The following is a 13609-nucleotide window of genomic DNA, read 5'->3' on the forward strand; positions in this document are numbered from 1 at the left end:
GTTCGAGATGGCGTTATTAAATGTAGATAAATTATCGGTGCACTTCGGTGATGTGGGTTCAGAATTCCGTGCCGTGGACCGCATTAGCTACAGTGTGAACCAGGGTGAAGTGGTTGGCATTGTTGGGGAATCTGGTTCTGGTAAGTCCGTCAGCTCGTTGGCAATTATGGGACTGATTGACTACCCCGGCCGCGTTATGGCTGAAAATCTGGAGTTTAATGGTCGCGACCTGAAGCGCATCTCTGAGAATGAGCGCCGCCAGCTGGTGGGGGCGGAAGTGGCAATGATCTTCCAGGACCCGATGACCAGCCTTAACCCGTGCTACACCGTTGGCTACCAGATTATGGAAGCCATCAAGGTGCACCAGGGTGGCAATAAAAAAACGCGTATTCAGCGGGCGATCGACCTGTTGACGCTGGTGGGGATCCCCGATCCGGCCTCGCGCCTGGATGTCTATCCGCACCAGTTGTCCGGTGGGATGAGCCAGCGCGTGATGATCGCCATGGCGATTGCCTGTCGTCCGAAGCTGCTGATTGCCGATGAACCGACAACGGCGCTGGATGTGACTATTCAGGCGCAGATCATCGAGCTGCTGCTGGAACTGCAGCAAAAAGAGAACATGGCGTTGGTCTTGATTACCCACGATCTGGCGCTGGTGGCCGAAGCGGCGCACAAAATCATCGTGATGTACGCCGGGCAGGTCGTGGAAACCGGGGCCGCGCAGGATATTTTCCGTGCGCCGCGCCATCCGTATACCCAGGCGTTGCTGCGAGCGTTGCCGGAGTTTGCTCAGGACAAAGCGCGTCTGGCCTCGTTGCCGGGCGTGGTACCAGGTAAATATGACCGTCCGAACGGCTGTTTACTGAACCCGCGCTGTCCCTATGCGACCGACAAATGCCGCGCTGAAGAACCTGAACTGAACCTGCTGGAAGGCGGTCGTCAGTCGAAATGCCACTACCCACTTGATGATGCCGGGAGGCCTGGGCTATGAGTACGCAAAAGGCCGCCGCGCAACAGCCGCTGTTGCAGGCAATTGACCTGAAAAAACACTACCCGGTGAAGAAGGGCATGTTCGCCCCGGAACGCCTGGTGAAAGCGCTGGATGGTGTTTCCTTTACCCTGGAGCGCGGTAAAACGCTGGCGGTGGTAGGTGAGTCGGGCTGTGGAAAATCCACGCTTGGCCGTCTGCTGACGATGATTGAAATCCCGACCGGCGGTGAGCTGTATTACCAGGGACAGGATTTGCTTAAGCACGACCCGCAGGCGCAGAAGCTGCGTCGGCAGAAAATCCAGATAGTGTTCCAGAACCCATACGGTTCCCTGAACCCTCGTAAGAAAGTCGGGCAGATTCTGGAAGAGCCGTTGCTGATCAACTCCACGCTCAGCAAAGAGGAGCGTCGTGAAAAAGCGCTGGCGATGATGGCGAAAGTGGGGCTGAAAACCGAGCACTACGACCGCTATCCGCATATGTTTTCCGGCGGCCAGCGTCAGCGTATCGCCATTGCCCGCGGTTTGATGCTTGACCCGGATGTGGTGATTGCCGACGAACCGGTCTCGGCGCTGGACGTTTCCGTACGTGCGCAGGTGCTGAACCTGATGATGGACTTGCAACAGGAACTGGGGCTGTCATACGTCTTTATCTCGCACGACCTGTCGGTGGTAGAGCACATTGCCGATGAAGTGATGGTGATGTATTTAGGCCGCTGCGTGGAAAAAGGAACCAAGGATCAGATCTTCAATAATCCACGGCATCCGTACACTCAGGCGCTGCTCTCCGCAACGCCGCGTCTGAACCCCGACGATCGCCGCGAGCGTATCAAGCTGACCGGTGAGCTGCCAAGCCCGCTGAATCCGCCACCAGGTTGCGCGTTCAACGCCCGTTGCCGTCGTCGCTTTGGTCCGTGTACTCAGCTTCAGCCACAGTTAAAAGACTATGGCGGTCAATTGGTAGCTTGTTTCGCCGTTGACCAGGATGAAAACCCACAGCAATAAACGTGGGTTATGACCCAATAACCGGAGCCTTGTGCTCCGGTTTTTTTATATTTTGTTTTTCCGTCCACAATGTGAGTCCTATGGCAGAACATTATTCCGCAGCGTATAAAATGTAGTCAGATTTCCTCTCGTCACAGAAATATCTATTTCGCAGTTGCTAACTATCAGGAGCAAATGTGGTTACGATACGCTGGGATATTAAAACAATTGATCGTCTGTCGATGGTTGAGGATGTCCTGAAGGAATTTTCCTGCTGCGATATCAATATCATCTCCATGAAAGTCACGCCTGGACGGATCCTGATAAAATCCTGGTGCCGCCAGTTACAGGATATTTCCTGCGTGCAATCCTGTTTAAGCCAGCGTGCCGATATTATTAATGTCGCTTACCTGTGCGAAGAGATAAGCGAGTTGTCGATGTCTGAGCCGGAACGCCCGCGCTATTTCTCTGACATTATTTGCAGCAGCCAGAGCATGCACTCGCTTATCGAAAAGGCGATAAAAATTGCTGACAGCAAATATACCGTTCTGATCCGTGGCGATACGGGCACAGGCAAAGAGCTGCTGGCCCGGGCTATCCATAATTCCGGGCAGCGGCGTTTTTATCCGTTTATTCCGGTTAACTGCTCTGCGCTTCCTGAGTCGTTGATGGAGAGTGAATTCTTTGGCTATGAGAAAGGGGCTTTTAGCGGCGCGGACTGTAAAGGTAAAAAAGGGTTGTTTGAAATGGCCGATAAAGGCACCCTTTTTCTCGATGAATTTGGTGAAATGTCGCTGGGTTTACAGGCTAAATTATTGCGCGTACTGCAGGATGGCGGGATCCGTCGCGTTGGCGGGGCACAAATTATTCCGGTTAATGTACGCATTATTGTGGCAACCAACGCCAATCTGGAAGATATGGTGGAACAACGCCTGCTGCGTGCCGATCTCTATTACCGCATCAATGTACTTTCTCTGACTATTCCACCCTTGCGGGAGCGCCCGCAGGATATCAGTCTGTTGATTCGCCACTTTGTGCAGAAATACGCAAAGGAATTCCAGCGGCGGATCATTCTGGATAAAGCTTGTTTTGATGCCCTGCACCATCACAGCTGGCCGGGAAACGTGCGCGAACTGGAAAATACCATTATTCGTCTGATGCTAATGGCGGAATCCGATGTTATTACGCGGGAAGAATTAGGGATGCTGAATCTACCTGTCGTTGAGCAAGGCTCAACAGAACGTCCTTTTAAAGAGCAGGTTTTGTGTGCTGAACGCCAGCTAATTGAACAGATGGTGGAGGAGAATGTCTCGTCGCGGCATATCGCCAAAGCGCTGGGGGTGTCACATACCACGGTTCTGAATAAAATTCGCAGCTATCAACTGGAGAGTGTGAGCTAAGCGCCGCCAGGTGTTGACGGCGCTAAACGGATTATTCAATCAGCTTCAGTAACGGCGACAGGCACAGCAGGATCCCGTACAGCAGGATTAGCCAGGTTTTCAGCCCGCGCAGTTTTTCCAGCTGCGTGACTTTATAGATCAGGAAAAACGGAATAATACACGACACAATCCCGTATAGCGGGCTGCCTAACTGGAAGAACACCAGTACCGATACGCGAAACGATACCCAAATCACCAGGGTGATAACAATAAAGGTACAAATACCCAGCGTAAGCACCAGAGGATTAATTTTCTCCACGTCAATAACGCGGCTCAGAACGTTAAGAATGATTCCTTTAATCGCCTCGTGGAATCCCAAATAAATACCAAAGAACGCGGTTAATACGGCGAAGATATTTAGCACCGTTGAGGTGATATGAATAATCTGTCCGGGAATGACTTGTGCCGCCAGCGCCAATGCGGAAATATTTTGTTCGAAGGCTGATACGGCTTCTTCATGGCTAATGGAAAAGGTAAAAGAAAAAGAGAAAAACAGGATGACCGCAATCAGCGTAATGTAACTGATCCGATGCGTGCGTATAGCCATACGTGTGGCCAGCACTCGATCCGCCACTCGTTTGCGGTAGGCGATGTTCATAGGGTTCAACACCTGAATAAACACCGCAGAGAAGAAGCAGAACGGGATGGTTAGCAGCACGTCGCGAAAGAAAACAGAGGCTTCAGGGAAAGCGCTGATATTAGCGAAGTTCCAGTGCGGAATCATCGCAAAACCAAACACGATGATGATACCCACTTTGACCACCACCATCGGGCCGGAAATTTTGAACAGCAATTTTTCTCCCCCGGAAGCAATGGCGACCAGCACTGCAAAAATGGCTACTTTGTAGATTATTGACTGCGAAAGATCGGCATCGGTCAAACCAAAAGTTTTGATATATGAGGCGCTGTCAAAAACCACCGATAAGGAATAAATAAATATCCCGTGAATAATCATCAGAAAATAGATGACGCCAAGAAATACGCCCCAGTTCTTTCCTAGGTAATGACTGATAATATCGGTATAGTCATTACAGGTTTCACTTTCTGATAATGTTTTTAAATAAATATCTTGCACAATATAGGTTGCCGGATAGGCAATAATAAAGGCAACGATAAACACCCAAATGCCAGTTAAGCCAATTTGTACTGGCATTAGCACCGTTCCGGCACCAATTGCCATGCCGATGCACAGTAATACCCAGCCAAAATCGTATTTCGTAAACGGTATCTTTTTTGAGAATGGTACGGCGGTTGCTGTATTGTTGCTTAATTGTATTGTGTTGTCCTGCATAGAACCCCCTGCCCAAAATACGCGCGCTCCCCGGAAGAGGATTGTGCGTATAGCCAGACTGTTGTGCCTTGATTCTCAACGACCTGAACCGATCGGCGTCGGTTCAGGTCGTAATGGTCAGAATGTTGCCTTTCTGATGGCGTGTTCAAGGTCGTTAATAATATCTTCTGGATCTTCAAGACCCACAGAAAGACGGATAAGCCCGTCGGTAATACCTGCTTTAAGCCGTTCCTCTGGCGCAACGGGCGAATGTGTCATAGACGCTGGGTGCTGAATGAGGGTTTCGGTATCACCGAGACTGACCGCGAGGAGGCACAATTCTACAGAATTGATCATCCGTCTGCCAGCATCGAGGCCGCCGGCGATTTCGAAGCTGATAATTCCTCCTGGCAGGCTCATCTGCCGCTGGCCCAGCTCATACTGCGGGTGCGAAGACAGACCAGGGTAATAGACGCGGGTAATGGACGGATGCCCTTCGAGAAAACGGGCGATTTTCAACGCGTTTTCACAGTGGCGCTCCATTCGAATACCCAGCGTTTTAACCCCGCGCAGCGTCAACCACGCATTGAAAGGACTCATGCAGCCGCCGGTGATATCTTTCAGGCCAACAAACCGCGCCTGGTCGATAAACTCCTGCTTACCAACAATGATGCCGCCAATCACATCCCCGTGACCGTTGATATATTTGGTGACGCTGTGCACCACAATATCCGCGCCCAGTTGCAAAGGCTGCTGACAGTAGGGCGACATAAAGGTGTTATCCACGACCAGCAGTGCGCCTTGCTGATGGGCGATACCGGCTACCGTTTCAATGTCGACCAGCGACAGCGTCGGGTTGGCGGGCGTTTCGATATACACCACTTTGGTTTCCGGACGCATGGCGGCGCGGATTTCTTCAGGCTTTGCCGCGTCGACGAAGCTGACGTTAATGCCGAACTTCGGCATGCTGTGCGACAGAAATGCGTGGGTGCAGCCGTAAATCGCGCTGGCGGAAACGATATGGTCGCCCTGCTGGCACAACGTCAGCAGCGTGGTGGTGATGGCAGAAATACCGGACGCGGTGGCCAGCCCGGCTTCACCTCTTTCCAGCACCGCCAGCTTTTTCTCCAGCGCATCGGTGGTGGGGTTGCCTAAACGGGTGTAAATGTACCCGGACTCTTCGAGCGCAAAGCGGGCGGCACCTTGTTCGGCGCTGTCAAATACAAACGTTGAAGTCTGGAAAATAGGCGTACTAAGCGCGCCAGTTGAAGGGTCGGGTTGTTGCCCCGCGTGAACGATCTGGGTATTGAATCCGTAAGTACGACAGTCAGACATGATATCTCCTTTGATTCGGAACAGAACAGCTCACAGTCAAATAGCAATCGCTGTGCCAGAAAGTGAACTAATAGATATCAATGAGTTATGTATCTGCTGGCATTAATTGTCGGCAGGAATGTTGCCAACTGGCAAGAATCTTTCCAGCGTGCAGGATGCATACCAGGAAGTAATGCACTTTGCGGGCGTCTGCCTGCCGTAACGGCAACATGCGCCCGAACCAGGCCGCAAGAGGCGACCTTGCGGCCTTTTTCGGCTTAAATGCAGATAAATCTCGTCGCCACGTGCCTATCCTGTCGCGATAATGCACGTTGGGAAGTTTTCAGATACCGCCTCTCTTAATACCGCTACGATCGGGTATACTCTGACGGCAGTTTCGTCTATCCGTGGAGAGTCAGTTTGCGTGTCAGCCGCTCGTTAACAATTAAGCAGATGGCAATGGTTGCGGCCGTTGTCATGGTGTTTGTGTTTATTTTTTGCACCGTTTTGTTGTTCCATCTGGTACAGCAGAACCGCTATAACACGGCTACGCAACTGGAAAGTATCGCTCGCTCCGTCCGTGAGCCTCTGTCGGGCACTATCTTGAAAGGGGATATTCCTGAAGCGGAAGCCATTTTAAAAAGTATTCGGCCAGCAGGCGTGGTCAGCCGCGCCGATGTGGTGCTGCCCAATCAGTTTCAGGCTCTACGGATGAGTTTTATTCCTGAGCGCCCAGTTCCTGTTACGGTAACTCGCCTGTTTGAACTTCCGGTGCAAATTTCGCTGCCGGTATATTCCCTCGAGCGCTCAGCGAACCCGCAACCGCTGGCGTATCTGGTGCTGCAGGCGGATTCGTACCGTATGTACAAGTTCGTAATGAGCACGCTTTCAACGTTAGTGACCATTTACTTACTTTTATCGTTGGTACTCACGGTGGCGATCTCATGGTGCATTAACCGATTGATTTTGCATCCATTACGTAAAATCGCTCGCGAGCTGAACGATATCCCTCAGCAGGATCTGATTGGCTATCAGCTGGCGTTGCCGCGCCTGCATCAGGACGATGAGATTGGCCTGCTGGTGCGTAGCTACAACCTTAATCAGCAGCAGATTCAGCGCTACACTGACGAACAAAGCGACTATTCAATGCGGTTCCCGGTTTCCGAACTGCCCAACAAGTCGTTCCTGATGGGGCTGTTGGAGCAGGTTGTTACCCGCCAGCAGACGACGGCGCTGATGATTGTCACCTGCGAAACCCTGCGTGATACCGCGGGGGTGTTATCCGAGACCCAGCGGGAAATCCTGTTGCTTACGCTGGTTGAAAAACTGAAATCAGTATTGGCCCCCAGAATGGTACTTACCCAGGTGAGCGGCTATGACTTTGCCATTATCGCACATGGCGTAAAGGAGCCCTGGCACGCGATTACGTTAGGTCAGCAAGTACTCACTATCGTTAACGAGCGGTTACCGATTCAGGGGATTCAACTCCGTCCCACCTGCAACATTGGGGTGGCGATGTTTAATGGCGATTTGACCGCAGAACAGCTATACCGCCGCGCGCTCTCAGCCGTGTTAACGTCGCGTCATAAAGGTAAAAACCAGATTCAGTTCTTTGATCCGTTGCAGATGGAAGAAGCGCAGCAGCGTTTGACGGAAGAGAACGATATTCTTACCGCGCTGGATAACCATCAGTTTGCGTTGTGGATGCAGCCGCAGGTGGAAATGTCCAGCGGTAAAATATTGAGCGCAGAGGCTTTATTGCGCATGCAGCAGCCGGACGGAAGCTGGGAACTGCCTGAAGGGCTAATCGACAGGATTGAGTCCTGTGGTCTGATGGTGACGGTAGGTTACTGGGTGCTGGAAGAGACATGCCGCCAGCTTTCGGCCTGGCAGGAACGTGGTCTGATGCTGCCGCTTTCGGTGAATCTGTCTGCGCTACAGCTAATGCACCCAAGTATGGTGTCGGATCTGCTGGAATTGCTAAACCGCTATCGTATCAAGCCTGGGACGTTGATTCTGGAAGTGACCGAAAGTCGGCATATTGATGATCCCCATGCCGCTGTGGCTATTTTACGTCCGCTGCGCAACGCGGGCGTGCGTATTGCCCTCGACGACTTTGGTATGGGATATGCGGGTCTGCGACAGCTACAGCATATGAAATCGCTACCGGTGGATGTACTGAAAATCGATAAGATGTTTGTCGATGGCGTCCCTGAAGATTGCAGTATGATCTCCGCCATTATTCAGTTGGCGCATGGACTCAATTTGCAGATGATTGCCGAAGGCGTCGAAACCGAAGCGCAACGCGAATGGTTATCGCAAGCGGGGGTGGAAGTGGCGCAAGGGTTCCTGTTTGCCCGACCGGTTCCGGCTAATATCTTCGAAGAACGTTATCTGGCGCCGGAAAACGCTGATTACAAAAGTTAAAAAAGGTCTCGCTTGTGCGAGCCAGCTCAAAATTTTTAACATTTCTGTATCAATTATGATCCAGGCACATTTCTGTCATGTTGTGTGGGTGTTACTTTAGGGCCGCAGGTTAAACAAAACCTTACAAGACCTGTGGTTTTTACTTTAAGGACACCCTATGAAGACCTCTATATTCAAAAGCCTTTACTTTCAGGTCCTGACAGCAATTGCCATCGGTATCCTCCTTGGCCATTACTATCCTGAATTAGGCGCCCAAATGAAGCCGCTTGGTGATGCTTTCGTTAAGCTCATCAAAATGGTCATCGCACCTGTCATCTTCTGTACTGTCGTTACCGGCATTGCAGGCATGGAAAGTATGAAAGCAGTCGGTCGCACCGGTGCGGTTGCACTGCTCTATTTTGAAATTGTCAGTACGATTGCGCTGATCATCGGCCTTATCATCGTCAACGTAGTGCAGCCCGGTGCCGGAATGAACGTCGATCCGGCGACGCTGGACGCTAAAGCGGTTGCCATTTACGCTGAACAGGCAAAAGACCAGGGGATCGTAGGCTTCCTGATGGATATTATCCCGGGTAGCGTCATTGGCGCGTTCGCCAGCGGCAATATCCTGCAGGTATTACTGTTTGCGGTAATGTTTGGTTTTGCGCTGCACCGTCTGGGCAGCAAAGGCCAGATGATTTTCAACGTGATTGAAAGCTTTTCGCAGGTTATTTTCGGCATCATCAACATGATCATGCGTCTGGCGCCGATCGGTGCTTTCGGTGCCATGGCCTTTACCATCGGTAAATATGGCGTTGGGACGCTGGTGCAGCTGGGCCAGTTGATCATCTGCTTCTACATAACCTGTATTTTGTTTGTGGTCGTGGTGCTGGGCTCGATTGCTCGCGCAACCGGCTTCAGCATTTTCAAATTCATCCGTTATATCCGTGAAGAACTGCTGATCGTTCTGGGCACCTCTTCTTCCGAGTCCGCACTGCCGCGTATGCTTGATAAGATGGAAAAACTGGGCTGCCGGAAGTCTGTTGTCGGGTTGGTTATTCCTACGGGCTACTCGTTTAACCTTGATGGGACATCAATCTATCTGACGATGGCGGCGGTGTTTATCGCTCAGGCGACCAACAGCCATATGGATATCTTCCATCAGATAACCCTGTTGGTGGTGCTCCTGCTCTCTTCAAAAGGTGCTGCGGGTGTGACCGGGAGTGGCTTCATTGTTCTGGCCGCGACGATCTCCGCGGTGGGCCATTTGCCGGTTGCGGGTCTGGCGTTGATTCTCGGTATTGACCGCTTTATGTCTGAAGCACGTGCGCTGACTAACCTGGTCGGTAACGGTGTGGCAACTGTCGTCGTCGCCAAATGGGTCAAAGAACTGGACCATAAAAAGCTGGACGATGTGCTGAATAATCGTGCGCCGGATGGCAAAACGCACGAAATATCCTCTTAATCTCTCCACTTATGCCCGTAGTCCCTTCCAGGACTGCGGGTGTTTGCGCATAATTAACCCCTGTGCCTGAAACCGTCGATTCGGCGGTGTCGGGATTTTTTCACTTCCTCCGTGACATTTTCATGTTCTTGCGGTCTAACACGAAGTGTTTTTAACGTCATATTCAGAGAGTCCTTTTGCGGGCTGTCTTTTTATTTCCAGGATAGTTGATCAGGGGTTCACATGCAGGGCACAAAAATTCGACTTTTAGCGGGCGGCTTGCTGATGATGGCCACTGCCGGCTATGTGCAGGCAGATGCGCTCCAGCCTGACCCGGCGTGGCAACAGGGCACGCTGGCAAATGGTCTACAGTGGCAAGTGTTAGCCACTCCCCAGCGCCCCAGTGACCGTATTGAGGTCCGCCTGCTGGTTAATACCGGTTCACTCACCGAAAGTACGCAACAGAGTGGTTTCAGCCATGCGATCCCACGTATCGCGCTGACGCAAAGCGGTGGCCTCGATGCCACGCAAGCCCGTTCATTGTGGCAGCAGGGGTTCGATCCCAAACGTCCCATGCCGCCCGTTATCGTTTCCTATGATTCCACGTTGTACAACCTCAGTCTGCCAAACAGCCGTAACGATCTACTGAAAGAGTCACTTTCTTACCTGGCGAATATCTCCGGCAATCTGAGCATTACCCCTGAAACGGTCAATCATGCGCTGAGTAGCGAAGATATGGTTGCAACCTGGCCGTCAGATACCAAAGAGGGATGGTGGCGCTATCGTCTGAAGGGATCAACGTTGCTGGGCCACGATCCAGCCGATCCGCTGAAAACGCCTGTCGATGCGACAAAAATCCACGCCTTCTATCAGAAATGGTATACCCCGGATGCGATGACGCTGATTATCGTCGGTAACGTTGATGCGCGCAGCGTGGCTGAGCAAATCAATAAAACTTTTGGCGAGTTAAAAGGAAAACGTGAAACGCCTGCGCCAGTACCGACGCTTTCGCCGCTGCGTGCAGAAGCCGTGAGCATTATGACCGATGCGGTACGCCAGGATCGCCTTTCCATTATGTGGGATACGCCGTGGCAGCCCATCCGTGAATCTGCCGCGCTGTTACGTTACTGGCGCGCAGATTTAGCCCGTGAGGCGCTGTTCTGGCACATTCAGCAGGAGCTGAGTAAAAACAATACCAAAGACATTGGCCTTGGTTTTGACTGTCGGGTGCTGTTCCTGCGTGCGCAGTGCGCCATCAACGTTGAATCGCCGAACGATAAGCTGAATGCGAACCTCGGTACGGTTGCGCGTGAGCTGGCCAAAGTGCGCGATAAGGGCTTGCCGGAGGAAGAGTTCAATGCGCTGGTCGCACAAAAGAATCTGGAGCTGCAAAAGCTGTTTGCCACCTATGGCCGCACCGACACCGATATCTTGATCAGCCAGCGTTTGCGTTCGTTGCAAAACCAGGTCGTGGATATTGCGCCGGAACAGTATCAGCGTTTACGCCAGAGCTTCCTTAACAGCCTGAGCGTTGAGATGCTGAACCAGGATCTGCGTCAGCAACTGTCGCAAGATATGGCGTTAATTCTGCTGCAGCCGAAAGGTGAGCCTGAATTCAATATGAAGGATCTGCAAGCGACGTGGGATAGCATTATGGCGCCGGTTAGCGCAGCGGCAACGTCGGCTGAAACGGATGAATCACATCCTGAAGTGACGGACATCCCGCCGGTACAATAAAGGGGATCGTAACCTGTAGGCCGGGCAAGCGAAGCGCCCCCGGCCTACAAGAACAACAAGTTATTGCGGCATGGCGTCGCGTGGGATAATCGCCCCGCGATGCTGAATAACGGTGCTTGCCGTCAGGTGGCCGCGTTTCGCGGCATCAGCGGCATCGCCGCCGGTCAGACGTACCGCCAGATACCCTGCGCTGAAGGAGTCTCCCGCAGCGGTGGTATCGATCACCTTCTCTTTCGGCAGTTTTACGGCCGGGACATCGATGAGTTCTTCACCCACGATGGAAACCAGGCAAGAGTCTGCGCCGCGCTTCACTACCACTTCCTGCACGCCAGCTGCGTGAGTACGAGCCATCACCTCGGCAACAGGTTTTTCACCCCACAGCGCGTCCTCATCATCCAGCGTCAGGAACGCGATATCGGTGCATTCCAGCATCTGTTGATACACCTGCTGCGTCTCTTCTTTGCTGCTCCACAGACGTGGGCGGTAGTTATTGTCAAAAATGACCTTTCCACCGTTGGCGCGGCATTCACGCAGCAACGACAGCAGTTTGTCACGACTTGCCGGGCTTAAAATTGCCAGGCTAATCCCGCTCAGATACAGATAGTCAAATGTCGCCAGCGCGTTACAAATAGCGGCGGACTGTTCGCTCTCCAGCCAGAATTTTGCGGCTGCTTCATTACGCCAATAATAGAAGGTACGTTCGCCAGTGCTGTCGGTCTCTATGTAGTAAAGGCCCGGCAGGCGATTTTCCATGCGCTGGGTTAATGAGGTATCCACGTTTTCGCCCTGCCAGGATTCGAGCATTTGTTGGCTAAAACTGTCGGTACCCAGTGCAGTCACATAGTGTACGGAAAGTGCCGCAGCATCGACCTGGCGGGCGATATAAACGGATGTATTCAACGTGTCGCCACCGAATCCGCGCTGAACGTCAGCGCCTTTTTGTGACAGCTCAATCATGCATTCGCCAATCACGGCAATCTTTCTGGACATAGTCGTAACCTGCTGTGAAAAAAATTAGCGTTAGTGTGCGCTGTGGGTGTTAAGTGGTCAACTATATTAAAACATCGTTCCATTATTTTTTTGAGCCAGCACGTGTTCTGCGTCGTTTTTTACCGCTTAGTTTCTATTTTGCCTGAGGCGGAACGTAAAGTTCTGCGCCTGAGCGCCGATAACCTTTGACGAGTCCGGTCAGTCACACTCTTATTTACAGGACATCTCAGATGATAAAGCAGGTTACCCAGCGGCTAATTACGCCTGATGCGAGTATTGAAAGCTTGCAGGAGAGACGCTATTGGCTGCAGTGCGAGCGTGCTTACACCTACCAGCCAATTTACCAGACCAACGGAAGGCTGATGGCCGTTGAGCTGCTGACCGTCGTGAGCCATCCTGAAAACCCCACCCACCGTATCGCGCCAGATCGCTATTTTGCCGAAGTGGCCGTCCGGCATCGCGTTGATGTAGTGAAAGAACAGCTTTTGCAGCTCGAACAAAAAGGGGCGTTTTTTAGAGCTAACGGCCTGCTGGCATCGGTGAATGTCGACGGGCCAACACTCATTGCGATGCGCCAGGATGCTGACGTTCTGAAAATCATCGAATGTCTGCCGTGGTTGCGCTTTGAACTGGTGGAGCACATCCGCTTACCGAAGGGGTCGTCGTTCGCCTCAATGTGCGAGTTTGGCCCGCTCTGGCTGGATGATTTTGGTACCGGAATGGCGAACTTCTCGGCCCTAAGCGAAGTGAGCTATGACTATATCAAAGTGGCGCGGGATCTGTTTGTCATGCTGCGCCAGACGCCGGAAGGTCGCAATCTCTTCACGCTGCTATTACAGCTGATGAATCGCTATTGCCGCGGCGTGATTGTCGAAGGCGTTGAAACGCTGGAAGAGTGGCGCGATGTCCAAAACTCACCGGCTTTTGCTGCGCAAGGCTATTTTCTTTCTCGTCCATTGCCTCTTGATGCCCTCGAAGACGTGATGCTGTCGCTTTGATGAAGATGTAGAACACCTCCTTTTTTCCTGCTGGACTATC

General features: G+C 52.1%; 10 protein-coding genes. 7 read left to right on the forward strand and 3 right to left on the reverse strand.

Going from position 1 to position 13609, the window contains the following annotated elements:
- The first annotated feature begins 7 nt into the window (after window positions 1–7).
- The 3 genes from dppD (at window position 8) to On2M_RS01030 (ending at window position 3371) form a co-directional block, all read left to right on the forward strand.
- Complete coding sequence (dppD, locus tag On2M_RS01020) at window positions 8–991, forward strand: dipeptide ABC transporter ATP-binding protein (protein WP_187253842.1); 984 nt, start codon at window positions 8–10, stop codon at window positions 989–991.
- Window positions 988–1992, forward strand: a complete 1005-nt coding sequence (gene dppF, locus On2M_RS01025) for a dipeptide ABC transporter ATP-binding subunit DppF (RefSeq protein WP_003024319.1) — start codon at window positions 988–990, stop codon at window positions 1990–1992. Before dppD ends, dppF begins: the two co-directional genes overlap by 4 nt.
- Before the next feature lie 176 nt (window positions 1993–2168).
- A complete protein-coding gene (locus On2M_RS01030; RefSeq protein WP_187253841.1) occupies window positions 2169–3371 on the forward strand; it encodes a sigma 54-interacting transcriptional regulator in 1203 nt (400 codons plus the stop codon).
- A 31-nt stretch (window positions 3372–3402) separates the two neighbouring features.
- Here the strand turns inward: On2M_RS01030 and On2M_RS01035 are convergent, their stop codons facing one another.
- On the reverse strand, window positions 3403–4701 hold the full coding sequence (locus On2M_RS01035) for a transporter (protein ID WP_210904170.1): 1299 nt from the start codon (window positions 4699–4701) through the stop codon (window positions 3403–3405).
- 117 nt (window positions 4702–4818) lie between these two features.
- Window positions 4819–6015, reverse strand: a complete 1197-nt coding sequence (megL, locus tag On2M_RS01040; protein ID WP_151223977.1) for a methionine gamma-lyase — start codon at window positions 6013–6015, stop codon at window positions 4819–4821.
- 399 nt (window positions 6016–6414) lie between these two features.
- Between megL and hmsP the strand changes: the two genes are divergently transcribed.
- The 3 genes from hmsP (at window position 6415) to On2M_RS01055 (ending at window position 11581) form a co-directional block, all read left to right on the forward strand.
- Window positions 6415–8421 carry a biofilm formation regulator HmsP gene (hmsP, locus tag On2M_RS01045; protein WP_151216923.1) on the forward strand — a complete coding sequence of 669 codons (2007 nt, stop codon included), beginning with the start codon at window positions 6415–6417 and terminating at the stop codon, window positions 8419–8421.
- A 157-nt stretch (window positions 8422–8578) separates the two neighbouring features.
- On the forward strand, window positions 8579–9865 hold the full coding sequence (gene dctA / locus On2M_RS01050; RefSeq protein WP_003023301.1) for a C4-dicarboxylate transporter DctC: 1287 nt from the start codon (window positions 8579–8581) through the stop codon (window positions 9863–9865).
- Between the two features lie 222 nt (window positions 9866–10087).
- A complete protein-coding gene (locus On2M_RS01055) occupies window positions 10088–11581 on the forward strand; it encodes a pitrilysin family protein (protein ID WP_151216922.1) in 1494 nt (497 codons plus the stop codon).
- 60 nt (window positions 11582–11641) lie between these two features.
- Here the strand turns inward: On2M_RS01055 and On2M_RS01060 are convergent, their stop codons facing one another.
- Window positions 11642–12571: a sugar kinase gene (locus On2M_RS01060; RefSeq protein WP_187259786.1), complete on the reverse strand. Its 930-nt coding sequence runs from the start codon at window positions 12569–12571 to the stop codon at window positions 11642–11644.
- Window positions 12572–12801: 230 nt separating this feature from the next.
- Here On2M_RS01060 and pdeH point away from each other — a divergent pair, with 230 nt between their 5' ends.
- A complete protein-coding gene (pdeH, locus tag On2M_RS01065; protein WP_210904171.1) occupies window positions 12802–13569 on the forward strand; it encodes a cyclic-guanylate-specific phosphodiesterase in 768 nt (255 codons plus the stop codon).
- Window positions 13570–13609 lie beyond the last annotated feature (40 nt).

Source organism: Citrobacter sp. On2M (assembly GCF_018035235.1).
Taxonomy (GTDB): Bacteria; Pseudomonadota; Gammaproteobacteria; order Enterobacterales; family Enterobacteriaceae; genus Citrobacter; species Citrobacter meridianamericanus.

Coding starts and splice junctions, on each gene's coding strand:
- dppD (WP_187253842.1), top strand. CDS start 8: ATGGCGTTATTAAATGTAGATAAATTATCGGTGCACTTCGGTGATGTG.
- dppF (WP_003024319.1), top strand. CDS start 988: ATGAGTACGCAAAAGGCCGCCGCGCAACAGCCGCTGTTGCAGGCAATT.
- On2M_RS01035 (WP_210904170.1), bottom strand. CDS start 4,701: ATGCAGGACAACACAATACAATTAAGCAACAATACAGCAACCGCCGTA.
- megL (WP_151223977.1), bottom strand. CDS start 6,015: ATGTCTGACTGTCGTACTTACGGATTCAATACCCAGATCGTTCACGCG.
- dctA (WP_003023301.1), top strand. CDS start 8,579: ATGAAGACCTCTATATTCAAAAGCCTTTACTTTCAGGTCCTGACAGCA.
- On2M_RS01055 (WP_151216922.1), top strand. CDS start 10,088: ATGCAGGGCACAAAAATTCGACTTTTAGCGGGCGGCTTGCTGATGATG.
- On2M_RS01060 (WP_187259786.1), bottom strand. CDS start 12,571: ATGTCCAGAAAGATTGCCGTGATTGGCGAATGCATGATTGAGCTGTCA.
- pdeH (WP_210904171.1), top strand. CDS start 12,802: ATGATAAAGCAGGTTACCCAGCGGCTAATTACGCCTGATGCGAGTATT.